Origin of the sequence: Ligilactobacillus saerimneri, assembly GCF_036689625.1 — a bacterium.
In the GTDB taxonomy this organism is placed as follows: Bacteria; Bacillota; Bacilli; order Lactobacillales; family Lactobacillaceae; genus Ligilactobacillus; species Ligilactobacillus saerimneri.
This window is the reverse complement of the sequence record NZ_CP144759.1, coordinates 205,001-230,174: the sequence shown is the minus strand read 5'-3', so window position 1 is coordinate 230,174 and position 25,174 is coordinate 205,001. Positions and strand designations below refer to the sequence as shown.

19 protein-coding genes and 2 tRNA genes are annotated in these 25,174 nt (G+C 46.2%); 6 read left to right on the top strand and 15 right to left on the bottom strand.

Going from position 1 to position 25,174, the window contains the following annotated elements:
* Positions 1 to 61: 61 nt before the first annotated feature.
* From rsmA to V3C97_RS01040, 5 genes are all read right to left on the bottom strand, one after another.
* A complete protein-coding gene (rsmA, locus tag V3C97_RS01060) occupies positions 62 to 955 on the bottom strand; it encodes a 16S rRNA (adenine(1518)-N(6)/adenine(1519)-N(6))-dimethyltransferase RsmA (protein ID WP_268889822.1) in 894 nt (297 codons plus the stop codon).
* Positions 945 to 1,529, bottom strand: a complete 585-nt coding sequence (rnmV, locus tag V3C97_RS01055; RefSeq protein WP_180849235.1) for a ribonuclease M5 — start codon at positions 1,527 to 1,529, stop codon at positions 945 to 947. Before rnmV ends, rsmA begins: the two co-directional genes overlap by 11 nt.
* Entirely contained in the window at positions 1,522 to 2,289 is a 768-nt protein-coding gene (locus V3C97_RS01050; protein ID WP_268889823.1) for a TatD family hydrolase, read from the bottom strand. Before V3C97_RS01050 ends, rnmV begins: the two co-directional genes overlap by 8 nt.
* Before the next feature lie 110 nt (positions 2,290 to 2,399).
* Positions 2,400 to 4,478, bottom strand: a complete 2,079-nt coding sequence (gene metG, locus V3C97_RS01045) for a methionine--tRNA ligase (protein WP_338434530.1) — start codon at positions 4,476 to 4,478, stop codon at positions 2,400 to 2,402.
* A 269-nt stretch (positions 4,479 to 4,747) separates the two neighbouring features.
* The gene (locus V3C97_RS01040; protein WP_180849231.1) at positions 4,748 to 5,245 is read right to left on the bottom strand and encodes a phosphatidylglycerophosphatase A family protein; all 498 of its coding nucleotides are present in this window, start codon (positions 5,243 to 5,245) and stop codon (positions 4,748 to 4,750) included.
* 204 nt (positions 5,246 to 5,449) lie between these two features.
* On the opposite strand from V3C97_RS01040, the gene V3C97_RS01035 reads away from it, so the two are divergent.
* Positions 5,450 to 6,262: a Cof-type HAD-IIB family hydrolase gene (locus V3C97_RS01035; protein WP_009555616.1), complete on the top strand. Its 813-nt coding sequence runs from the start codon at positions 5,450 to 5,452 to the stop codon at positions 6,260 to 6,262.
* A 70-nt stretch (positions 6,263 to 6,332) separates the two neighbouring features.
* Positions 6,333 to 6,728 (top strand): iron-sulfur cluster biosynthesis family protein, encoded by a 396-nt coding sequence (locus tag V3C97_RS01030; protein WP_051174547.1) that lies wholly within the window; start codon positions 6,333 to 6,335, stop codon positions 6,726 to 6,728.
* Positions 6,729 to 6,816: 88 nt separating this feature from the next.
* Here V3C97_RS01030 and V3C97_RS01025 read toward each other — a convergent pair whose 3' ends face one another.
* The 8 genes from V3C97_RS01025 to V3C97_RS00990 all read right to left on the bottom strand — a co-directional run bounded on the left by V3C97_RS01025 (position 6,817) and on the right by V3C97_RS00990 (position 17,327).
* Positions 6,817 to 7,404: a helix-turn-helix domain-containing protein gene (locus tag V3C97_RS01025; protein WP_338434291.1), complete on the bottom strand. Its 588-nt coding sequence runs from the start codon at positions 7,402 to 7,404 to the stop codon at positions 6,817 to 6,819.
* 720 nt (positions 7,405 to 8,124) lie between these two features.
* Positions 8,125 to 10,086 carry a translation factor GTPase family protein gene (locus V3C97_RS01020; protein WP_338434290.1) on the bottom strand — a complete coding sequence of 654 codons (1,962 nt, stop codon included), beginning with the start codon at positions 10,084 to 10,086 and terminating at the stop codon, positions 8,125 to 8,127.
* Positions 10,083 to 10,607, bottom strand: a complete 525-nt coding sequence (locus V3C97_RS01015; protein ID WP_338434289.1) for a hypothetical protein — start codon at positions 10,605 to 10,607, stop codon at positions 10,083 to 10,085. The genes V3C97_RS01020 and V3C97_RS01015 overlap by 4 nt, the downstream gene beginning before the upstream one ends.
* Before the next feature lie 19 nt (positions 10,608 to 10,626).
* The gene (locus tag V3C97_RS01010) at positions 10,627 to 13,515 is read right to left on the bottom strand and encodes a DEAD/DEAH box helicase (RefSeq protein WP_338434288.1); all 2,889 of its coding nucleotides are present in this window, start codon (positions 13,513 to 13,515) and stop codon (positions 10,627 to 10,629) included.
* Positions 13,516 to 13,577: 62 nt separating this feature from the next.
* Complete coding sequence (locus V3C97_RS01005; protein WP_180849213.1) at positions 13,578 to 14,405, bottom strand: exodeoxyribonuclease III; 828 nt, start codon at positions 14,403 to 14,405, stop codon at positions 13,578 to 13,580.
* A 131-nt stretch (positions 14,406 to 14,536) separates the two neighbouring features.
* A tRNA-Thr gene (locus tag V3C97_RS01000) sits at positions 14,537 to 14,609 on the bottom strand.
* A gap of 488 nt (positions 14,610 to 15,097) precedes the next feature.
* Positions 15,098 to 16,069, bottom strand: coding sequence for an IpaB/EvcA family protein (locus V3C97_RS00995; protein ID WP_338434287.1), 972 nt, complete (start codon positions 16,067 to 16,069; stop codon positions 15,098 to 15,100).
* Positions 16,056 to 17,327 carry a hydroxymethylglutaryl-CoA reductase, degradative gene (locus tag V3C97_RS00990; protein WP_338434286.1) on the bottom strand — a complete coding sequence of 424 codons (1,272 nt, stop codon included), beginning with the start codon at positions 17,325 to 17,327 and terminating at the stop codon, positions 16,056 to 16,058. Before V3C97_RS00990 ends, V3C97_RS00995 begins: the two co-directional genes overlap by 14 nt.
* A 134-nt stretch (positions 17,328 to 17,461) precedes the next feature.
* On the opposite strand from V3C97_RS00990, the gene V3C97_RS00985 reads away from it, so the two are divergent.
* The gene (locus V3C97_RS00985) at positions 17,462 to 18,991 is read left to right on the top strand and encodes a multicopper oxidase family protein (RefSeq protein ID WP_338434285.1); all 1,530 of its coding nucleotides are present in this window, start codon (positions 17,462 to 17,464) and stop codon (positions 18,989 to 18,991) included.
* A 211-nt stretch (positions 18,992 to 19,202) separates the two neighbouring features.
* On the opposite strand, the gene V3C97_RS00980 is transcribed toward V3C97_RS00985, so the two are convergent.
* Together V3C97_RS00980 and trpS are read right to left on the bottom strand one after the other, a co-directional pair.
* The gene (locus tag V3C97_RS00980; RefSeq protein ID WP_317294132.1) at positions 19,203 to 20,126 is read right to left on the bottom strand and encodes an exopolyphosphatase; all 924 of its coding nucleotides are present in this window, start codon (positions 20,124 to 20,126) and stop codon (positions 19,203 to 19,205) included.
* 42 nt (positions 20,127 to 20,168) lie between these two features.
* Entirely contained in the window at positions 20,169 to 21,206 is a 1,038-nt protein-coding gene (gene trpS / locus V3C97_RS00975) for a tryptophan--tRNA ligase (protein WP_027826890.1), read from the bottom strand.
* A gap of 366 nt (positions 21,207 to 21,572) precedes the next feature.
* On the opposite strand from trpS, the gene V3C97_RS00970 reads away from it, so the two are divergent.
* From V3C97_RS00970 to V3C97_RS00960, 3 genes are all read left to right on the top strand, one after another.
* Positions 21,573 to 22,616 (top strand): cation diffusion facilitator family transporter, encoded by a 1,044-nt coding sequence (locus tag V3C97_RS00970; RefSeq protein ID WP_338434529.1) that lies wholly within the window; start codon positions 21,573 to 21,575, stop codon positions 22,614 to 22,616.
* 1 nt (position 22,617) lies between these two features.
* Positions 22,618 to 24,876 (top strand): RNA polymerase recycling motor HelD, encoded by a 2,259-nt coding sequence (helD, locus tag V3C97_RS00965; RefSeq protein WP_422392857.1) that lies wholly within the window; start codon positions 22,618 to 22,620, stop codon positions 24,874 to 24,876.
* A 63-nt stretch (positions 24,877 to 24,939) separates the two neighbouring features.
* Positions 24,940 to 25,012, top strand: a tRNA-Thr gene (locus V3C97_RS00960).
* Positions 25,013 to 25,174 lie beyond the last annotated feature (162 nt).

Genomic DNA, 25,174 nt, shown 5'->3' with positions numbered 1-25,174 from the left:
ATCAGCCGTCGCTATACATCATATCATTGTAGCATGGTTTCGCATAATTACCAAATAAATATTATTTAGCAATAACTCCAGCTGCTAGCAAGCAATCAGAAAGACGGATGAAATCTTCAACCGTCAGGGCTTCAGCCCGCACTGATGGCGCAATCTCAGCCTTGGTTAGAGCAGTCTGCATTTTTGCTTTCACATCCACATCTTTCCCATACAGCCCCTGGAGGTTGTTCCACAGACTCTTGCGCCGGTGCATGAAACTGCCCTTAACCAAAGTCCGAAAATGCGATTCATCTTGTGGCTGAACTTGCGCTTCAGTTTTGCGCGTCAATACGGCAATCGCAGAGTCCACCTTAGGCTGGGGCACAAATACTGTCTTGGGAACAATAAAGGCAGTCTGGACATCCATTGCATACTGCACTGCCACTGACAAAGAACCATAATCTTTGGTTTGAGGTGTAGCCGCCAGACGATCAGCGACTTCTTTTTGAACCATAATCACAATCTTGTCTAAAGCCACACCACTATCAAGTAAGTTCATAATAATCTTGGTTGTAATGTAATATGGCAAGTTAGCTACCACTTTAAGTGGACGGTCCCCTGTAAAGTGGGTCGCTACCAGTTGGGACAAATCGGCTTGTAATACGTCCTGATTAACCACTGTTACATTGTCATAAGGGGCTAACGTTTCCCCTAGAACTGGAATCAGGCGCTGGTCGATCTCCAATGCTAGAACCTGGTGGGCATTTTGTGCTAACTGTTCTGTCAGGGCTCCAATCCCAGGTCCAATCTCAATCACATCATCTGCCGTAGTGATTTCAGCGCTGGTCACAATCTTACGCAAGATATTGATATCCGTTAGGAAGTTTTGTCCAAGGCTCTTCTTAAAGTGTAACCCGTAGGCTTCCATGATTGCCCGGGTCCGGGTTGGTGAGCCAATTTCGATATTATTCGCCATCTGCTTGTTCTCCCATCATCTCATTGACCTGTGCCAACGCCTGGGCAAATTCCGCTGGTTGAATCTGAAAAAGCTGCAGACGTTTGTACAGTTGTTTACCATTAGTATAACCGATCCGTAAGATCTCACCGAGCAATTCCCGTTTGCGTTTGGCTCCGGGACCAGCAGTCAAACCAGCCGTTTGTAAGTCTTCTAGGCTTATCAAAGCTGGGGTATCAGGTTCTTCGGTATACAGGTGGGCTAAAGCATCCCGAATGGCTTCCGCGCTAGCATGCTCCACCCCTAAACTACCCTTAGCGTGGGGCGCTGCATCCTGGCGGTTAAGAAAAGCGTGTTTAACGCCAGGAACTTCACGGGTAATAACCTTGCGGATTTTTTCCCCATTGAAATCTGGGTCGGTAAAAACAATTACCCCCCGCTTTTGCTGGAGTTCATCAATCTGAGCCAGCACTTCATCACTAATCGCAGACCCCCGCGTTTCAATTGTGTCCGCATTGACCGCCTTTTTGATCTGTTCGGTATCACTTTTGCCTTCAACAACAATTACTTCTCTAATTTTTGTCTTTTCATTCATTAATTTTCAAAATCCTCTTTGTATTTGCAAATGTCTGGGCTGCTAATGTTGTAGCGGTTGTCCCCCGTATTTGCGCTAGAAATTCTAACGTATACCGGGTAAAGCCTGGTTCATTCATAGCTCCCCGCATCGGAATGGGGGCTAGATAAGGAGCATCTGTTTCAACTAAAAGCCGGTCAGCCGGCGTTATCAGTGCTGCTTCTCGGACCTCCGGTGCGTTGGCAAATGTCACTACCCCACTAAATGATAAATAGTAGCCGCAAGCCAAGAATTTTTCGGCCCAATGGGCGTCACCGTTAAAGCTGTGCATGATCACCCCATCCTGGGGTTGAATAGCCTGCATGATGTCATAAGTATCTGCCAAGGCGTCCCGGGTATGGATCACTACTGGCCGGTGCAACTCTTGGGCCAGTTCCAATTGCCGGATAAAGATCCGCTTTTGCACATCATGAGGGGCGTCATGGTAATAATCCAGCCCGATCTCTCCTACTGCTTTGTAGCGTGGGTTTTGCATGGTGGTCAAAAGGAGTTCCTCCCATTCGGGACCGTAGTCCAAGGCGGTCTCCGGATGACATCCCAGCGCTCCGTAGATATGGTCGTCTAAAGCTAACAATTCCCGCAAGCGCGCATTGCTAACAGGCGAATCGGCAAGCACCAACATTGCCGTCACGTCGAGAGCATGAGCTCGGGTAATTACGTCAGGAATATCATCTTTGAACTGGGGAGCATTGATATGTGTGTGTGCATCAAAAATCTGCATCTTCTTCACCTAACATTAATAAAATAACTTCTCAATAATAACAGCTTGCTGCTTCCTTTAGCAAAAACAAACGAGGCTAGGAAACTTCCCGGCCTCGTTTATTTGCCTAATTAGCCAACATCAGATCCGGCTGGAATGTTGTCTGGAACAGTAATCAGCTGAACTGTCTTGCCATCATCATATTCTGCTGACAAGAGCATCCCTTGACTGACTTCACCCTTCATTTCCCGTGGCTTCAAGTTAACTACTGCGATAACCTTCTTACCGACTAGTGCTTCGTAGTCAGGATACCACTTAGCGATCCCGGAGAGGATCTGACGATCGCCACCTTCATCCCCGGCATCAACCCGGAACTTCAAAAGTTTGTCTGCGCCAGCAACTTTGGAAACTTCTTTGATCTCCACAACCCGCATTTCAACTTTGTCGAACTTATCGAACCGAATTGGTTTCTTGTTCAAAGTCAAACCAGCTGTTTCATCTGTGGCTGGCGTTTGTTTTTCTTGCTTTTCAGCTTTTTCAGCCATTGCTTTTCTTCCCTTCGCTTTTTCGTTCTTCGTCATCTTGGACTTGATAAAGGCAGCTTCTTCCTCAACATCTAGCCGTGGGAAGATTGGAGTTCCCTTTGCTACCACTTGAGTTTCGGCTGGTAATGCCAAGTAGTCAACGCCTTTGATGTCCATGTTTTCTAAAGCCAATCCCAGTTGGGTAAAGATAGCTTTAGGAGCATGCGTCATCACTGGTTGGATCAGGATCGCTGTTAACCGCAAACTAGCTGCTAAGTGTGCCAGGACACTGTCAAGTTGCTCATGCTTACTGTCATCTTTAGCTAAGACCCATGGTTCTGTTTCGTCGATATACTTGTTGGTCCGGGCTACAAATTTCCACAAAGTATTAAGCGCGTTGGTAAAGTGGAAACTGTCCATTTCAGCAGTATATTCAGCTACCGTTGTCTGTGCTAACATTTCTAAATCACCATCAAAGGCGGTCACGCCGGCATGTAAGGTTGGAATCTTCCCGTCCCGGTACTTGTTGATCATAGCGACCGTCCGGTTGAGCAAGTTCCCCAGGTCGTTAGCCAGGTCGGAGTTAATGCGTTCAACAAAGTCTTCCGGAGTGAACTGACCGTCATTTCCAAACGGAATTGACTTGGTAAGGTAGTAACGCACAGCATCCAAACCATACCGTTCTGCCAACATTTCTGGGTAAACAACGTTTCCTTTGGATTTGGACATCTTGCCATCCTTCATCAAGAGCCACCCATGACCTAAGATGTGCTTAGGCAATGGTAAGTCTAACGCCATCAAAATAATTGGCCAATAAATAGTGTGGAAACGAACAATTTCCTTACCAACCATTTGAACATCAGCCGGCCAATACTTGTTAAACAAGGAATCATCATCAGACCCATAGCCCAGTGCAGTGATATAGTTGCACAAAGCATCAATCCATACGTAAATCACGTGCTTAGGATCGGATGGAACGTTAATCCCCCAGTCAAAACTAGTCCGGGTTAAGGCCAAGTCTTCCAACCCTGGCTTGATGAAATTATTCAGCATTTCATTCTTGCGACTAGCAGGGATGATGAAGTCAGGATGTTCATCATAATACTTAACTAACCGGTCTGCATACTTACTCATCTTGAAGAAGTAGCATTCTTCTTCAACTAACTGTACTTCGTGACCAGAAGGGGCCTTGCCGCCGATCATCTTTCCCTGGTCGTCACGGTAGACTTCTGCTAATTGTGATTCGGTAAAGTATTCTTCGTCAGAAACAGAATACCAGCCCTTGTAAGTTCCCTTGTAGATATCCCCTTGCTTTAAAAGACGCTCAAAGATCTTTTGCACTGCCTTTTCATGGTAATCATCCGTTGTCCGGATGAACTTAGTGTTGGAGATCTCCAAAGTTTGCCACAATTCTTTGATTTGGGCTGCCATCTGATCAACATAGGCCTTAGGAGTCATCCCTAGTTTTTCTGCCTTTTGCTCGATCTTCAACCCGTGTTCGTCGGTCCCTGTCAAATAGAACACGTCAAAGCCTTGTAGACGCTTGTAGCGTGCTAAAACATCACACGCAACTGTCGTATAGGAATTCCCAATATGTAACTTCCCTGATGGGTAGTAGATTGGGGTGGTAATGTAATATGTTGGTTTCTCTGCCACTCTCCGTCGCTCCTCTGCAAATTTCTTGATAATTAGTTTTAGTATATCATTAATTATCTGTAGGAACACTGTTTTACTGCGATTATCCTCAGTAAAAAAGCTGGGAGAAAATACTTTTTTCTCACCAGCCTCGGTCTATATTCACTAATTTTTCACAGATAACATGGAAAATAACCACAAGTCTAGTAATGAAAGTCACCGTACTTTGCGCCAACTATCGTTCTAACTTAGCTCAACACCTTGCTGCAAGGATTATTTCCCCCTCACTTGGTTATTACTGAAGAAGATAGGAGCGACACTTATGCATACTTGTGGGCAATCTTCCCACAAACGGCAGCCACAATCGCAGCTAATAAATCGTCAATAAAGGTTGTCACGTGGGGATTCCCTTGGTCGAAACTGCGAATAATTCCCGATTTTTCCCGGTCAAGATAACCGAAGTTGGTCGCTCCAATCGTTCCGTAGATATTGGCAATCTGTAGGGCCAAGGTTTCATCCACACCAAAGACACCCGCATCGTTGGCGATGATGTCACTTAGGGGACTAGCTAGTTGACCAGCTTCAGTCAACCGGTCAAGTTCTAGCATCACCATGGCATTATTGAGCAGGTCCCGTTTGTGTAAAGTATGGATCAGCTCAGTGAGCGCTTCTTCCTTAGTCAAACGTGGTTCAAATTTATGCTGGGTCGTATATACAATATCAGCTAAATCTTCGAGCTGGACGCCCCGGTCTGCCAAACGGTTAACTACGAATTCATAGGCGGCTTTGTCTGGATAACGAAATTGTGGGTTGTTCATATGCTTAGGTCACCTTTCTTTTCCAAATACTTCTTTATCCTACCAGAAAAATCCATCCCCCGGTAATTTTTCAATTGTGAGAATAATTCTATCAGAGTTAACAGGGACATTAGATAACAATTTGAAAGCATTTTCATGTAATGGATGTTATGTTATTTTTATACTTGTACTACTAGATAATTATTAAAAAGGAGTCCTGCACGTATGACACACATTCCTTTCCAGGCGATTGCTGTCGATATGGATGGTACATTTTTGACAGATAAGAAAGACTATGATCATGACTTGTTTACAGCCGTGCTCAATGCCGCTCACAAAAATAACATCCGTTTTATCACAGCTAGTGGTAACCAGTTCTATAAACTGCAAAAAGACTTTGGGGCGCATGCCACAGCCATTGACTACGTCGCTGAAAACGGAGCGTATCTTCTCCAAGGTGGAAAAACATTGGACTATACTGCAATTGATAATTCTTTGATTCCCTTGGTGTTGGAGTATCTTCAGCCCCAAACTAACGTCCACGTCATTATTTCTGGACTCAAACAGGCTTATTGCCTGACGACGACCCCCCAAACTTTCCGGGATGCAGTCCATTTTTATTATCCAAAAACGACGGAAGTTTCTTCATATGCTGACGTGCCGGTGGGACAAGAACCGATCCTCAAGCTCTCATTGGACGTTCCTTGGGAACAGACTGACCGGATTGCGGATGGTATTCGGACCTATTTTGGTAACCAATTCCACATTACTTCGAGTGGTAACGGGAGTATCGACATTTTGGCACCAGATGTCAATAAGGCCAATGGCTTGAAACAGTTGCTTACTACGCATGGCATCAAGCTCGACCAATTAATTGCTTTTGGGGATAATGGCAATGACGCTGAAATGCTCAAAGCAGCCGGCCTCTCCTATGCGATGGCCAACGGGATCGATGCAGTTAAAAATATTGCTGACCATGAAGCCCCAAGTAACAATGAAAACGGGGTTCTCAAAGTTCTGGCTGATTACCTTCTATAAGCTAAGCAAATTACTAACAAAAAGTAAATAAATGTGCTATGATTAAACCATCATAAAGGAGGTCATGATTATGGCACAAATTACTATTACACCGGCTGCACTGGCCATTCTCAAGCAAAAAGAACTCACAGACAAGACGATGCTCCTCATCACTGACGATGCTGGAGGCAAATATTCTATCGATGGGGGTGCCTGCAGTATTGGGGGAAAATTCTCTATTATCACTGTTGATGAATTAGAACCACAATACGATGTCAAGCTGGAAGGTCCAGAAGGAATTAATTTCTATACTTCTAACTATGACATGACATTCCTCGGGGATGGGCTCAAGTTGGATGCCAAGTATGGCGCTTTACGGTTAAGTAACTCCAACAAGTTGCTGGATACTTTTCTTGGAATCGCTGATGCCAAAGACATCCTGGCCTACCTGGATGACAAATCTAACACCGAAGTCGGTAACTGCTAACTAACACTAAATAAAGTAACCAAAAACCCGCTCCAGGGCCTATAATTAGGCGCCGAAGCGGGTTTCGTTTTTTAGAACTGCCTACTTATTAGTATTCGATATTATTTTCTTCAAGGAAAGCTTTAGCTTTTTCGGCATCCTCACCAAAAACTTTTAATGCCGCTTCCCAACGCTTTTCTAGTGGAACCATCGGAATAAGCATTTTGGCAGATTCCAATCTAATTTCAGCTTGTTCTTCCTTTGTCAACATCATATACGATCGCTCCTTTCCTTGATCAGCCTTAATGTTCTTAAATGCTTGAATAAGTTGGTTTCCTAAGTCACTGGTATTTGTCTGTGGTTGCTGTTTTAAAGCTTCAATTCTGCCAGTTTGAAATTGGAAACGCCAGGCCGATATCTGATGTGGCAAAAGATCAAATTTAGCAACAACTGAAGCCATAGATTCCTCATGAGTTTGGTAGTAGTCTATCATACGCAACTTAAAATCTACACTGAAAAAGCGTCTACTTTTACGATGCCGAAAGGCATCGATTCCTTGAAGGCGATATCGATTAACCCATTCACTAATAAGTTTGTAGGAAATGTGATACTTCTCGCCTAAATCAGAAAGACTTTTCGAGGTTGTCAGATACTCATGAACAATTTGTACTTTTAACTCTGGTTGATATTTCGTCATAGAAAAATGCCTCACAATCGTTAGAATCCTTGTCTAACAATTATGAGGCACTTCAATCCAACCGGTCCAGCTTTAGCATTTTTATTATTTTGTTTGCTTCAAAATTTAGCACAAATCTAGTATCTAGCAGATAACACACGACCATATAGTGCTTTATTTCACTATATGCCGTGTGTCATTTACTAATTAGGTACTTCTCTTTTTGAAAAAACTTTTTAGTGCCGATCTTTTTTGAGTGTGAGGGTTTGATTGCATTTCTTTGTCGTGCTTCCCATTGCAAGAGGCTCGTCTGTAAATGGCAACTTCGGCGATGATAAAATCATCACCATCAGTTGCCCCTTACAGCACGCCTCTTACCCGCAATGTTCAGCACTTACTTTCTTAACGTACTTCGTAGTGCAGAAAGCTATACCTAACTACGGGTGCCTCTGATGATACTCATCATTCGTTACCCTAGGTTAGATCACGCTTTCTACCCGCACCACTCAGCACTCCTATTAACGTGTTCACATCCCCAGATCCCTAGCCCTAGCTTTGATCTCTTGCAATGTTTGGCATTGCTGCGAGCTTATGAGCTAGTGTACGGGATCTAACCGGGGATGTTTACACTTCTATTGTCGTGCCTCCCATCACAAAAATCTAGCGTATAACAACACCCCGATGGATGACTTTATCATCTCACCGGGGCGTCTGTTATACCACGATTTTTACCCGTGATGTTCAGCACTCATTTTTTACAGCACTCACATATTCACAATGCATCATCTGGGGCACCTCATCCCATGGCACCGGGAACCCTGCCCCATGGGCGCAAAAAACTGAGTCAGGCGTGTTGTCCAAGTCCGCTTGCGGTTCATACGCTCGTTCAGCAATCACTTTTTCCGCATTCACCGCAGGCCGGTAACCTGCCACGATACATTCCAATTGTCCCTGCCCATGAGTATAGGCGCGCACCGTTTGGACATAGCTTCGCATCTGCGAAACCGGAGCCATCCCTGTAATCACTGAGACCTCTTGGTTAGCACTCTCTGGCAATTGATAATTGCCACCCATCGCCTCGATGTCATTGAGCGCCCGGCCCACTTGGTTGACCGGCACCGTCAACGTGTATTCGTACCAGGGTTCCAACAGCTGCATTGCTTGCCGTTGGCGAAGCACCATCAGTCCCTGCCGCACAGCCCGACTAGTAGCTTCTCTAAAGTCCCCCCCTTCGGTGTGCTTGATATGACTTCTACCGGTAACCAGTGTCAACCGCACATCTGTCAGTGGGGCTCCAATCAACGTCCCACGGTGTTCTTTTGTTTTCAGCGTCGTCAGAACCTGGCGCTGAATGTTACGTTCCAACACTTCCAAACTACAATTACTTTTAACCTCAATTCCCCTTCCAGCTGGGAGGGGTTCGAGGAGGATATGGGCTTCAGCATAGTGGCGGAGGGGCTCAAAATGCCCGACCCCCTCTACTGGAGCAGTAATGGTTTCTTTGTACAAAACTTGCCCCGCTATAAAGGCTACTGCTAACCCGAAGCGATCCTGGAGCACCTCCTTGAGGACCGCGATCTGCATTTCCCCCATCACTTGGAGGTTAATTTCTTGCACATCCTGCAACCACTGCACATGGAGCTGGCGGTTTTCATCTTCCAGCTGGCGTAAAGCTTGCAGACAAACGTGGGGATCGTTGCCCTGGAGATCTACTGCGTAGCTCAAGGCTGGGACCAAATAAGGTTGAGCGAGGTCTGGAGTGGTTCCCAATCCTTGTCCTCCATAGCTCGCTGTCAACCCTGTCACTGCGCATGGTTGCTGGGGACCCACTGCCGTCACATTAGTATATTTTTCCCCATTGTAGATCCGGATCTGGTTGATTTTTTGTCCTGGAAACAGCTCATCTTTAACCCGGAGTTCTCCTTGTGTCAGCTTGATCCACGTCAACCGTTCTCCGGCTTCTGTCCGGGTGATCTTGAAGACCCGCCCTGCTAAAGGCGCCGTTGAAGAATGGATTCCATCTTGCCATTTTCCCCACTTTACCAGCCCATCCAACAGGGTAGCACTCCCTGATTCTTGGAGGGCTGAGCCAAAGTACACAGGGAAAAGCCGGCGTTGGGCAATCAATTCTTGGACTCTTTCTTGTGCTAGGGTCCCAGAAGTCAGATACTCATCCAGCAAGTCCTCATCATTGAGTGCAATTGCTTCTTGGGTATCCGCCGTTAACTCATCATCAAAGGGGATACAAGTGGATGCCAAGTTAGTTGTTAAGTCAGCCAAGAGGGCTTCTCGATCCAACGCATTCGCCAAGTCCATCTTGTTAACAAAAACCACCGTCGGCACCTGGTAGCGGGTCAACAAGCGCCACAAAGTTCGGGTATACGCCGTCACCCCATCCGTAGCCGCCACCACCAGCACCGCATAGTCTAAAACACTCAATACCTGTTCCATCGCCGCTGCAAAATCAATGTGCCCCGGCGTATCCAGTAAGGTCAATTGTCGGTCGTCCATGGAGATCAGCGCCTGGTGGGAAAAGATCGTAATTCCCCGTTGCTTCTCCATATTAGCTGAATCCAAAAAAGCATCCCCGTGGTCAACCCGGCCCAATTGGCGGAGGGTTCCCCCCTGGTGCAAGAGTGTTTCCGCCAGGGTAGTTTTGCCCGCATCAACTGGGGCCACAATTCCTAAGGTCATCTTTTTCACTGCTGATCCTCCTCTGTTGGGACAATCTTTTCAGCTTCCACCGGCTTGCCATCTAATGCCGTTACTGGCACCTGGAGCCCTATTCGGTACATATCATTTTTAAGCAAATGGTACTTTTCGTCTATCTGCGTCCAATTAGCCGTTTCTGGATCAGCAAATTCTACTACAATCGCCAGGTCAGTTAGTTGGTCTTTGAGCAACCACAAGGTCTGAGCGGCCAGCTCTGCTTGAGCTAAACGCCCAGCCGTCTGGCGGTCATTGCTCAACAGCAACGTTGCGCTAAGGACCACCATCCCGACTGCTGTTAAAATCTGAGCCACCAGTTGGACCACTGGATTGAAGTAAGCAAACATCCCCACTACCCCGGTCAAACCAACCACGATAGCTAACATTTTGAGCCAGTGACTAGCCATCTGGCGCCGACGGTATTTCCGTAGAAAACGGCGGTTAGCACTAATTTGGTCAGTAATTGTAGTAAGCGCCACCTGAATTTTCCGATTTAACTGCGTTTGTTTATTCATTATTTCCACCTCATTTAAACTATTCTTCATTGAACAAGAGGCTCATCATCTGCGGCGGTAATGGATGCTGCAAGTGCAAATCCATCCCCACTGCAGCTTTCTTTTGTGGACCGATCAGTTCTTCTGCCACCGTCGTCGGCGCAATCGTCGCCGGCCCTAAATAATAAAATTCCTTTCCCGCCTGGTCATCTCGCTTGACAAAGAGATGGATGGTCACTTGGGGCTGCCCTTGGTCTACTCCTTGTAACAGTTCCTGCACCTCAGGTGAATTGAGATGGCGGGGGGTTCGTGTGTACCAACGCAGGTTTTGTCCATCTTGTAATGAATTATTATAGCGTGCAGCCCGGCTAGCTTGTTTTTCGGCATCAGTTACCGGCTTATGATAAGTAATGAAAATTGGACAAACTCCTGCACTCACCCGGTAACCATACAGGGGAGCACTAACATCCAAAGGCCAGTTGAGCAAACGGCATACATCACGTCGGTCATAGCGCTGATACCGGGTAAACTGTTTTCCTTGGTCGTAGCGCTGGGCTAAAAGCAAACCAGTAGTTACCGCATCCTGCAATAACTTAGCAAAGTTATCGTCTTGTCTGATAAGGTCTTGTAGCGGGGCAGTTAGCTGGTAGCCCAACAGGTCTTTTTGTTCGACTAAGGCTTGGTTTCCATAACGAGCCTTTTTAGTTTGCTTTCCAGCTTTGACAGCAAAGAAATCTAAACTCAACACACCCATTACTGACCGCAATACTGCCGGTGATACATAAGCTTTGTGATCACTAAGGGCCTGGGTATATGTCTCGGCTGTGCATGTTCTTTGCTTGAGTAGCAGGTCCAACAGCACTAATTCGTGGACGCGTTTGCCATTAGTCAACTCCTGGGTAACAAACGTCAGGATGGCATCTGCTAGTGGCGCCAAGGGCTGCCCTACGCCCATTTTTACTAAGAACTGGTTGTAATTACTGATCGCACTCGTGCGGATAAAGACCGTTGGATCCACGCTTCCCCATTGGAAGAAGTCCTGTAACAGAGGAGAGCGCCCCAGTTTATTCTCCAATTCCTTGAAAGCCTGGCGTAACTCCCGCATAGCATCAAGTTTAACCTTGGCGAGCGAGGCAAAAATCTCCTGGGCTGCCACCTGGCTGAAGTTGATCGTTGTCAATCCCATTACTGGTGGCAAAGTCGTCTTTTGGCGCAAGACAGTTCTATCCCGACTGGTATCACGTGTCAGTGCCATTGGAATCAGGTAGTTATTTTGATAATTACCAATAAAATCAATCACCGTCACAAATTCCTGCCCCGGATACTTACGCAATCCTCGCCCTAGCTGCTGTAAGAATACGATACTCGACTGGGTATTGCGGAGCATGATGATCTGGTTAAGGGCGGGAATATCAATTCCTTCATTAAAAAGGTCAACGGTAATAATATAGTTCAGTTTCCCTTCTTCCAGAGCTACCACTGCCTGGGCCCGCTGTCCTGCACTATCCTGGTTAGTTAATGCCTGGGCTGGGTAGCCCCGTTGGCTAAACTCTGCTGCTAACTGGTGGGCTTCTTCCTGTCGGCTACAAAAGACGAGCCCACAGGGCCGGTCGCCGGAGTACCCGTAGTAGTCCAATTGCTGCAGAATGTAATCTACCCGTTCAGGAGCAATTAAGGTTGCCAAAGCAGTTGTATCAGTGATCGTGACCCCTGCTTGAACATAATCGGTCACCCCGATGTAATGGAAAGGTGTCAGCATGCCTGCTTCCAATGCTGCCTGCAAGCGGATCTCATATACCAAGTGGTAGTCAAAAAGCGCATAAACATCCTGTGCATCAGGCCGATCTGGGGTGGCCGTCATCCCCAACCAAAACTGTGGCGTGAAGTGTTGAAAAAGCTTCCGATAAGACGGGGCAGCTGCCCGATGGGCCTCATCGATCAAGATATAATCAAATTCATCCGCTGCCCATTTTTGTAACTCCTGGTCCTGGCTCAAAGTTTGGACCGTCGCAAAGAGGTATTTGGCTTGGCGGTCATGATGGTTCCCCGTCAGCAAGCCAAAATCAGTCGCCGGACCGCCAATAACTCTTTGAAAACTTGCCCGACTCTTTTTAGCAATTTGTTCCCGATGAACTACATACAAGAACCGTTGGGGCTGTTCCTGTTTTACCGCCAGGGCTCCCAGGTAGGTCTTCCCTGTCCCGGTAGCTGATACCACCAAGCCCCGTTGGCCTCCAGCCTGACGTAACTGGGTCAATTCATGCAAAGCAGCTTTTTGCATCGCATTGGGTACGATTTTTGCGGTTGGCGCTGCTGACGGATTTCCCGCAGTTCGGACGGGCGGTTGCCACGTTTGTTCATAGGCTTTAAGCCACTGTTCATCAAGGGGTTGGCTTTGCTCTTTGAGGGTTTGTAATTCTGTTCTTACCTGTTGCCCTAGAGCGCCTTGTTCGTTAGTTGTCACCTGGAGAAGCCATTCATTATTTTGCAAAACCGCTCGGCGGGTGAAGTTGGCACTCCCTATCAGCAGGGTATGGTAGTCTCCATGATCAAACATGTAAGCTTTGGTGTGAAAGCCATCAGTGGTAGTGATCCGCACATCGAGGTTGGGAATCTTGCGGAGCTCTTGAAAAACCCGTGGACTATTGAAACCTAAGTACTGGCCGGTAATCAATGTGCCCGTAATCTTTTTACGGGCTAAGTCTGCCAACACCAGTTTCAAGGGTGGCAGCATATCCGGTGTGATAAAGGCTACTGCCCAGGTGAAATCATTACAAGTCAACAATTGCTGACGTAAGGTCGCCCAGATCGTTCCTGCTGGCTTATTAGTGATGATTTGGGGCCCAACCACCCGGTTTCCGTGATAGGAACTATGATCAACTAACCCGTTCAGCACCGCCGCCTGAAATGCTGGTTGACTAATGTCCATAAAACTGCTCCTTTCAAAAAAGCCGACCGATGAGGCCAGCTTTCCGTATCGTTATTGTGCGCTTAATCCTTAATCTCTAACAAGATTGGGCAGTGGTCACGCCGGTCGCCAGTTGCGATCATCTCGGACCGAACAACCTGGTCTGCCATCCGTTCACTAACTAACCAATAATCAATCCGCCACCCTGAGTTGTTAGCCTTACTGGTTCGTACTCGTTGGGCCCACCAGGAGTAAACTCCCGTCACATCCCCATGTACGTGCCGAAAACTATCAGTAAAACCATAGCTCAAAAGGTTGGTAAAGCCGGCCCGTTCTTCATCAGTAAACCCAGCTGACCGGTGATTATTTTCCGGATGAGCGAGGTCAATTTCATGGTGGGCTACGTTGAAGTCCCCACTAGCCAAAACGGGTTTCTTTTGATCAAGTTCATGCAGGTAAGCTGCATACTTTTGATCCCAGCCCTGCCGCTCAGTCAATCGCTTGAGCCCATCGCCAGCATTAGGAGTATAGACTTCAGTCACGTAGAAGTTAGCAAATTCCAGCGTGATAATCCGTCCTTCGTCATCCATCGGTTCTGGCGCCCCGATTCGGGGATAGGATACTACTGGGGCTAAGTCCCGCTTGTAAAGATACATTGTCCCTGCATAGCCTTTCCGCGCTGGTTCGACTGATGACCGCCACACATAATCATATTCAGGAAACATTGTTGCCAAAATCTCCTGGTGCTTTTTGGTTGGACCCGTCGCCCGTAACTTGGTTTCTTGAATTGCAAAAATATCAGGCTTGTGTGCATAGATTGTCTGCAAAACCGCCCGGGTAGCATGAGCCCGTTGTGAATCACTTGTCAAAGCCGCGTTCAGAGAATCAATATTCCATGAGATTAAAATCATCGCTAATCTTGCCTCGCTTCCGCTATCTTTTTACTAATTGTATCACAGATCCCTCCTGAGTCCGCCGCCCTTACGCTCAATGAAAGCACAAAAAAACCTGTGGTAAAAAACCACAGGCTTTAATTGAGTAGTGCTTGCTAAAGGATTCGAACCTTCGACCTCATCATTACTAGTGACGTGCTCTGCCAACTGAGCTAAGCAAGCATTTCATCAACGAAAAATAGTATAACAAACGCCACTAGAAATGTGAACCCCTAATTTTAATTTTTTTCGGTTTTTCTGCAAAATACGAAAAAATATCTTTTCTACACATTGTTTAAGAGTAACATCGAGCCCGTTTTAACACCTATCATTAACGCACAAGTTTAGTGGATAACGGACACCATCTTTGTTCACGTTATAATTCGAGAGTTACCCGGGTTAGGTCACGCTTTCTAACCGCACCCCTCAGCACTTCTTTAACGTGTTCCTCACCCAACTCCCTATCCCTAGTCATAAACTCTTGTGATGCTTACACATCACCGCGACTTTATGCCCTAGGACACGAGAGTTACCCGGGTTCGATCACACTTCTTTTCCTTAACGTGCTTCTCATCACAAAAATCTAGCGTATAACAACACCCCGATGGATGATTTTATCATCTCACCGGGGCGTCTGTTATACCACGATTTTCACCCGTGATGTTCAGCACTCATTTCTTTAAATATTCCAATCCCATCCGTTCCATAAAGTCCGCCACCTTCATCTCATACAAGCGGGTGAACGTCTCCGGTGCATTCTTCTGGGGCTCTGGAATAACAAATGAGTTTTGCTCATCATTCTTCCACCGCCCAATATAGCCTGAACGGTGATGAAGTTTAGCCGTCCATTCCGAATGGTAAATCGTGAACAATTGCCGAACTTCTAACCGTAACTGCCGGTCACTCAATACTGGTGTCAGTGTTACAAAGTCTGTAAGGTACATGCTAACCAAACCCCACCGTTCTAACTGCTGATCAAACGCCTTATACAATTTAACTACCGTCCGCCGCATCGCATGGGCATCCACCAAAGGTTTAGCACTTGCTAATTCATACAGTTTCTGGGCTGCTTGCAAGGTCTTAGGGTAGAGTTCTTGGAGTTTGGGCAAGATCGCTTCCTGTTGCTCAGCAAAGAAAATCAAGGTGTCAAACAAAGTTAACAGGCGGAATGACATCCACCCATCGTTATGACCATCAGCTGGTTCGGGCTGCAAAGTAGCCAAAATTCCCTTGAAGTACAGTTCTTCGTCTTCTTCTGTAATCAAACCCCGGTTCCGTTGATCACGATAAACTGCAAAGTGTAAAACTGAATCATATAATTCCACCCCCACAGTCATGAGTTTCAGGTCCAAATCTTGCTTACCCGTCGTCAGGTTGAAAGCTACTTGAGGCACATTTTGCGCTACCAATAGAAAATGGAGCAATTCATGGGCTACCGTATAGTTGGGCTCTGTGATGTCAAAGACTTTTACATGCACCGCCCCGTCGCGAAGCACCAACTGGGCCTGATCGTGGCGTAAATATCCTGCCTTTTTATCAGCAAACTCAACCGTTACTGGATGGTTAGTTTGTGCTTCGACGGCTTGAATTAAACTCTGAGTCTGGCCATTTAACATAGTCGTGGTAAATTTATTTTCGCTCATTTTTTTGTCGTATCTCCTGTAAAATTTCTCTTGCCTGCTGCGATGACCGGGCGTGCTGGGCTTGCATCGCTTGGACGACGGCTGCCACTTCGTCAGCATCCGCCCCTACCGCCACAGCGAGTGACCGCAATTGAAGTTTCATGTGGCCCCGCTGAATTCCATCAGTTACCAGGGCGCGTAGGGCAGCCAAATTCTGGGCTAGCCCCACCGCTGCCACTACTTGTTCTAATTCCCGGGCATTTTCTACCCGCATTAATTTGTGGTTCAACTGTACTACCGGAACGATCCCAATTGAACCGCCCACAAACCCTAAGGGCATTGGTAAAGTTAGCTGGCCGTGAAGCTTTGTCCCCTGAACTTTCCACTGGCTCAACCCCCGGTACTGTCCGTCGCGCGCAGCATAGGCATGGGCGCCTGCTTCGATTGCCCGCCAGTCATTGCCACTAGCCAGGACAACAGCGTCGACCCCGTTCATAATCCCCTTATTATGGGTTGTTGCCCGATAAATATCAAGCTGCGCTACTCGACTTGCCTGGGCGATTTTAGCTGCTACTACCTCACCTGGGATATCTCCCCGCCCTAAAAGAGTAATTGGCAGCGTACATTCTACTTGAACCAGGCATTCAGTCGCATAGTTTGAGAGGATCGCCATCAGAACGTCTTGATCGAGCTCAGTGCGAATAGCTGTCGCCACTGCTTCTAACATCGTGTTGAGCATATTGGCTCCCATTGCTTCTTGAACATCGACGGCTAGGTCCACTGCTAATAAGTCAGCCGCTAACGGCCGCAATCGTAACCAGCGTGCTCCCCCGCCCCGCCGTTTGAGTGATGGGTGGGCTTCATCAGCTACCTTTAATAAATACTCTTCCCGTGCTGCCAATGCCCCGGTTAGGGCTACTTGGTCCTGCACGTTTTCAATGATGATCTGTCCAATCATCAACCGCTCGGCAATCTGCGCTTGAAAGCCTCCAGCTCGCTTGACTAGCTGTGCACCGTTACTGCTAGCTGCCACCACTGATGGTTCCTCAGTTACCATCGGAACAACATAATCTTTGCCGTTGATTTGGTAATTGACTGCTAATCCTTCTGGCAAGGCATAGTTAGTCAAGTAATTTTCAATCATCGTGTCACCTAGTGCTGCTGCTGTCCCTAGGTGGCGCAACTGTGTGATCTCGTCCGTTGTTAATAGCCCCGCTTCCCAGAGAACATCGAGCCGTTCAGCCCACTTTTTTTGGTAATACTTACTGAATAAATCCATGCTTCACGTTCCTTTTTCTTAATGATAGTGCCTATTTTATCACGGTCTAAGTACTGTTCAAAAGCAATTCGAATGTCTGCGGAGTTAAATGGTGCGTGGTATACTGAAAGTGATTTGAGGAAGGAAGTCTTAATATGGAAGAAAAAATTTATACTGATTATTTCTATGACCCTAATGGCTTTGATACTCAGGATGCTGCTTATAAGCCCCTTAAGCAGTATCCTTGCGCTCCTAACCCACTCAATATTCCTGCCCTCCTCCAACCGGATAAGGAAACGGCTAGTGATGTCTACTACACTGTCACCGCCCAAGCAGGAGAAGTCCAACTAGTGCCTGGTCCTAAAACTAAGACCTGGGGCTACAATGCCCCTCTCCTTGGGAAGTTCCTTGTCTTCAAACGGGGGCAACATACCCATATCACCCTTCGCAACGAACTTCCTGAACTGACGACTTTCCACTGGCATGGAGCAGACGTTCCTGGTCCCATCACTGATGGTGGCTGTCATGCCCCTGTTTACCCACACCAGGAGCGTAAGATTGACTTTACTTTGGAGCAGCCTGCCTGCTTCATGTGGCTACACGCTCATCCTTGTCCACTAACTGCCGAACAGGTTTACAAGGGACTTGCTACCGGGGTTATCGTCCGGGATGATGTCGAAGCCCAACTGCCTTTCCCACGCAATTATGGTGTCGACGATATTCCTCTTGTTCTACAAGACCGAAATTTTACCGCTGATAATCAGTGGGATTATCAACGTGACTATGATCCGGACGGCGTTCTGGGAGAAACGCCCCTGATCAATGGGACTGTCAACCCATACTTTGATGTCACTACCCAACGAATACGGCTCCGCATTTTGAACGGGTCCAACCGGCGGGAATGGCGGTTACACTTTAGTGACGATACGGTTATGACCCAGATCGGGTCTGACGGTGGAATCATGCCTGCTCCTGTTAAAATGACCAAACTGATGCTAGCTTGTGCTGAACGCGCTGAAGTAATTATTGATTTTGGTCACCACCAACCAGGTGATACCGTTACTTTGTATAGTGATGATACTCCGATCTTGGAATTTCGAATTCATGACTATACTCCTGACAATACTGTCTTGCCTGACCACCTCGTTGATATTCCTGCATATCACGTCACCCCTGGTACTCCAGTACGGAAGTTTACCCTTGATGGGACCGATGATGCGGTTATGATCAATGGCAAGAAATTTAATATGACTCGGATTGATGAGCGCCAGCAACTCAACACTACTGAGTATTGGGAAATCACCAATACCAACAGTTGCCACAACGGTATGGGGCATCCTTTCCATGTGCACTCCACTCAATTTGAAATCGTTTCGCGTAACGGTCATGCGCCTAACCCCAACGAGTACGGATTGAAAGACACCGTCCAGGTTAACCCCCAAGAAACGGTCCGACTCAAAGTTCACTTTACTTGTCCTGGGGTCTTCATGTATCACTGCCACATCATTGAGCACGAAGATGGAGGGATGATGGGTCAAATTGAAGTCTTTGATCCTGAACATCCGCGGACCTATGAACTAATGAACATGAAGACTCTCGTCGATGCCCTAGCTACTGAGCGTGGTATTAAACCTGAAGAAGTCTGGATGCCTGACATGGAAGGTCACAGTGGCTGTACAATGTAGGAACTAAAACTTAATGTAAGCAAAAAATATCCCTACGCTATGAACAATAGCATAGGGATATTTTAATTGCTTTATTATTTACTCATATCCTTTTGGTATATGAGATGAACTTTTGGTCATACTTAAGCGCAAAAAGTAAGTGGGAAACATTAGTGAATAAAGACTAAGGCTGGGAGAAAACAGCGTTTTCTCCCAGCCTCTTAGCTTCTAACTATTTGTGTAACATTTCGTAAATGATTCCTTCTCGAACACCACTATCAGAAAAAATCACTTTCGGCATGTTCAGGTGGGTCAACATCTGAACTACTGGGGTTAACCCGCCAATGATGATATCTGCGCGATCAGCTTCATCTTCAAGATCTACCCGCCGTTCAGCCAGCGACATCTGTAACCACGAGGCATAGCGATCAACAAACTCAGTAGTTGGCATCACTACCCCATGCATCTGTTCTGGATCGATAGCTCCCTCATCAAAGAGTTTACACCGGCCAACTGTACGGTTAGCTCCACCGAGTAAGACTAATGGCAGGTGGCGCCCTTTTTCAAACCAGTCCAATTGATCAAAGCTTTTTTGAATAAAGTTTTGAAACCTAAACAAGTCATAGGCCGAAATACGGTCAGCCGAATGGAATTTTTCACTCAAACTAACGGCTCCATAAGGAATACTAATTAAGTGTTGGGCCTGATTGTTTTGGGCGAGAACTAGCTCAAAGCTCCCTCCACCCATATCACAAATCATGTAATCAGTCAGGTCAAGGGAATGAGCCACACCTAAGTAATCATAGTAAGCTTCCTTAGTTCCTGACAAAACATTGACTTCAACCCCTGTCAGGTCTGCAACTTGTCGCAAAAATTCACGCTGATTGCTGGCAGCCCGCACTGCTGCAGTAGCAATTCCCGTCACTTTCAAATCAGGCAAGTCTTGATAAGCCCGCATGAAGGTTTGAATCGCCGCCAGAGTCCGTTCAATGGCTTGTGGCTGTAATTTCTTTTCTTCACTCTGACCCATTCCCTCAGCGAGACGGGTCATAATCTTCATCCGCTTGATTTCTGTGTTGTGCCCTTGGTCATCAACAGCTTGAATTGACAACCGCGCTGAATTAGAACCCAGATCAATTATCGCTAGATGCTTCATAGAACTCACCCCATCCTTAATGATACGATGATTCTACCACATTTAGCCCTGATTTGGTGTAGGAATATTATCAAAATAATTTACCCCAATTGCTGCGCGCACTTCCTGAAGGGTCTGGTTAGCCACTTCATTTGCCCGGATACTGCCTTGGCGTAAAATTTCATATACCGCCCCGAGGTCTTGGGCAAACTCGTTCCGCCGTTCCCGAATTGGGGCAAGTTCTGCTTCCAAAACTTCGTTGAGGTAACGCTTGAGCTTGACGTCACCAAGGCCCCCAGCCTGGTACTGCTCCTTTAATGCTTGGACTTGTTGCTTATCAGGATCAAAAACGTCCAAATATGTAAAGACCATATTTCCTTCTACTTGGCCTGGATCAGAAACCCGGATGTGGTTAGGATCTGTGTACATTGACATGACCTTCTTCGTCAATGTTGCGGCATCATCAGCTAAATAAATTGCATTCCCCAAGGATTTGCTCATCTTGGCATTACCATCCAATCCGGGGAGGCGGCCTGATCCTTTAGGTGGGAAAACCCCGGTTGGTTCAACTAAGACATCCCCATAAATTGAGTTGAAACTCCGGACGATTTCACGGGTTTGTTCCAACATTGGTTCTTGGTCATCACCAACTGGCACCACTTCGCCCTTGAAGGCGGTGATGTCTGCTGCCTGACTTACGGGGTAAGTGAAGAAACCAGCCGGAATAGACCGGTTAAAGTTCTTTTGTTGGATCTCCGCTTTAACCGTTGGGTTGCGTTCCAAGCGCGAAACGGTAACTAAGTTCAAGTAATACATATTAAGCTCTGATAAAGCCGGGATTTGTGACTGTACAAAGATCGTTGACTTAGCTGGATCAATCCCCACGGCTAAATAATCTAGTGCTACTTCCACTAGGGAACGCCGAATTTTTTCTGGATCCCGTGCATTATCGGTCAATGCTTGGAGGTCTGCAATCATGATATATGGATCATACTCGCCTGAGTTTTGCATCTTAACCCGATTTTTGAGGGATCCAATATAGTGTCCAATGTGAAGCTTGCCCGTAGGCCGATCCCCAGTCAAAAGTACTTTCTTTGCCATAAAAATTCTTCCTTTCTTGTCTGGCATTGCAAACAAAAAACGCCTCCTAAAATTAGGACGCGTTAACGTGGTACCACCTAAATTACGAATTCAAAATTCGCCACTCTGTTTGCTTATCAAAAAAATCTTTACCAGTCCCACTTCGTAGTCTCTGCACCCTCTCAGCCCCCGGGTCCTCTCTGTTGTTAGACATCCTACTTTAACTGATAATATAAACTGATTAAATTCTAATCATCTCATCTAATTGTTGTCAAGGGCTTACATCAACAAAATCAGCTTAACCCACCCTTTATCCATGCATACCACTAAAGAATCAACTATAATTGACTATGCAAACTTACTATCTATACCAAGGAGGCCGTGATGATGGATGAAATTGACCATCATTTAAAAAAAGAGTATCGCAAATGGGAGCAGATCCAGCAAAGAGAACTTGCTAATCTCAATGCCTCCCTCCGCCACCTCTGGCTCAACATTCTCGCTTACACTCTCATTGCTGTGGTCGAATATATCCTAGCACGCTTAGGACATTCCCAAACCTTGATGGCCGATGCGTGGAACAATATTTCGGGGATTATCTCGACTGGGCTCCTCATGACGGGAATCCATATTGCCCGCGACATGGACGATGATGACATTGCGGGGATTCCCCTGCCTAATCTCTCCTTAAAAAAGACTGGTAATGACCAGCGCATCCAATTTACCCGGTTGCGGTATGAAACGGTTTTTACCCTGGTAACATCAATCGTTATGATCGGGATCGCCTTAAAAATCATTGTATCAGGTGGCCTCAATCTAATGGATATCCACCGACATTTCGTTCCCAAAGCAATTGCCTTTTGGGGGGCTGTTATCGCCTCAGTTATCATGCTGGTCGTCTGGTACCTGAACCGTAAAGCTGGGCGCAAACTCAAAAATGCTGCTTTAATTGCTTCTTCCAAAGATAGTCTGGGAGATGCCTTGACTAGTATTGGTACAGCAATCTCGATCCTAGGGGCCCAGCTTTTTTACCTCACCTGGCTTGATGGTGCTGCCAGTATTGTTGTCGGATTATTCATCCTCTATGCTGGAGGTAATATTTTTATTGAAAGCAGCCTCAACTTGGTTGATTACTTTGATCCCAAAACTGAAGCTGAATTTCGTCGCGAAATCAGTCAGCTTCCTGAAGTCCATGCGATCGAAGAACTTAAAGCCCACTATAACGGTAACCTGGTCACACTGGATGTAGTTGTGGTTGTGGCCGCCGATATGTCCGTACTAGATTCGTATCGTTTGGGCGAATATATTGAACGAATGATGGGACGTAAGTTTGGAATTATTGATACTGATGTCTCCTTCATCCCAGATACCCAAGAAAACATCAAGAAAGGAACGCGTCGTGGCAAAAAAAGAAAAAAACGTAAATACTGAAATCTCTCCTGAACAAATGAAAGAACAGCACCGCGTTGACCACGTAGTGCAGCTGATCAAGAACCGTTATCAAACAACCAAAGAAGAATATGAAGCTGCCCACCAAGAAACAGCCTCAGTTGAGCAAAATTACGGGCAAAATGCCAAGATTAATACTTATGAAATAGACGACCAAATGGAAACCAACGCTGAAGTGCAACAGCAAAAAGCCCTCGTGTCTAAAAATATTTTGGCTGAAAACATCCTCAAAGACCAGTTACAGGTGCTACAAACCCTCTCTGACTCGCCATATTTCGGACGTATTGATATCCAAGAAGATGACGATCAACCAGAAACCCTATACATTGGAACTGCTTCGTTCATTGATTCTGACAATAACTTTCTTGTTTATGATTGGCGAGCACCAATCGCCAGCATTTACTATAACGGAACTCTAGGGCCTGTTACTTATCAAACTCCAATGGGAACACAAAAAGCTGACCTCCTTAAAAAACGCCAATTCAAAATCAAGCATGGGACTATTCAACACATGTTTGATACCAATGAAACAGTCGGTGACGATATCTTGCAAGCTGTTTTGGGAGAGCACAGTACCGCTTATATGCAAAACATCGTTGCCACTATTCAAAAGGAACAAAATGCGATTATCCGCGACACCGAAAGTGACCTGCTCTTGGTTCAGGGGGTAGCTGGATCTGGCAAAACCTCAACCATCCTCCAGCGAATTGCTTTTCTCCTCTATCATAGTCGTCAAGAGCTCAACGCTGACCAGATTGTTCTCTTCTCTCCCAATCTGCTCTTTAGTAACTATATTTCAGCTGTTTTACCTAGTCTGGGAGAACGTAACATGCGCCAGGTTACCTTGGCAGAATTTTTTGGACAACGACTCCAGGGACTGCACGTTGAAACGCTGTTTAGTCGTTATGAATCCCAGCAAAGGGCTGTTGCAGACGATGATTGGCATTCTGCAAAGAGTGATCCAGCGATTATGCAGGCCGTCAAGCAGTATTACCAGCAACTAACTGTATCCCAACTACAGTTCACCGCACTCAGTCTTGGTAGCGAAGAAGTTATCAGTGAAAATGAACTCCGCGAACTATACCTAGCACAACCAGCCACCATGCGTCCCAGTCAAAAGATTCGGCGTATGCAAAAGTACCTGCATAAAAAAATCTCTGCTATTATCGCTACTGCGGCTAACAGTGACCAGATCCAAGCCGAAGTTGCCAGTCTGACCAATGAAGAATACCATGATTTGATGGGACGACATGAAATCAATCAGGATATCCCTGATGTGGCAACTTATCTGGGCCAAAAGTTAGCTGAGCAGCACTACGCTCCGATTGTAGATGGAATCTACAATGCCTTTTTCGTGGATTTTTATGCACAATACCAAGCTTTCCTCCGGTCCTATTTACCCGCTGCAGTGCCCGCTTTTAGTCACCGCTTGGAGTTTCATCAGATTGCGCTTGATGATTGCGCTCCGCTCTTGTTACTACGTGATTTACTGACCGAAGGCGGTCAAAATAGGTCAATTCAGCATTTGTTTGTCGATGAAATGCAGGACTACACCCCTACTCAGTTGCTCTATTTGCAACACAGCTTCCCTAAAGCCAAGCTCACTCTTCTTGGTGATAGCGAGCAAGCTTTGTTCAACCCAATGCAGGCTCCTAAAGAACTTCTGACAACGTTAGCCCAAAATCTAAATGCCAAAAATCCTCGTATCGTCCAGCTTAATAAGAGCTATCGGTCCACCCAGGAAATCACCAACTTCATGAAAGACCTCTTACCTGATGGGGATGAGATTCAGTCATTTACTCGCCATGGTGACCTGCCTGAGCTGATTATTACCCCTGATAAAGTGCGCGGGTTAACGGTTCTTCAGGCTGAGTTGAACAAAATAGTCAGCGATGAGCAAGTAGTCGCCCTCATTACCAAAAATAAAACTGAAGCAACAACGCTTTATCAGCGACTTCGCCGCGGATTACCTGTAACTCTTTTGGATAATGCCGATCGTTCATTACCAGAAAGCGGCGTCGTAATCTTGCCTATATATCTCGCCAAAGGCTTAGAATTTGATGACGTAGTAGCATTTGATATCTCGCGTGATAATTATCCAGATACTACTGCTGGGATTCTTTACACGATTTGTTCCCGTGCAATGCACCGTCTCAAACTAATCGTTTGTGGTCAACCTAGTCCGTTATTGACGCAAATAGCTCCAGAGCATTACCAAATTAAACGTTCGTTAACTTCATAGTTAAGATCCTATATCTCAAACATTGACCTGTGATATACTATTAATACTGTTTACAGGTCATATGCCACTTTAGCTCAGGAGGTAGAGCGCCACCATGGTAAGGTGGAGGTCGTCGGTTCAAGTCCGATAAGTGGCTTATTGTATACTTTTTAATACTTTCTAGTTGTTACAAATCCTATTAAATCAAGGTTTGTTTTTTCTAGTTCGTTATGGTTTTAAAAATTCCGCGACAAAAACATTAAACCATTCACCGACACGAATACTAAGAAGTACCGCCTTCTATGGGCGGTTTTTTATT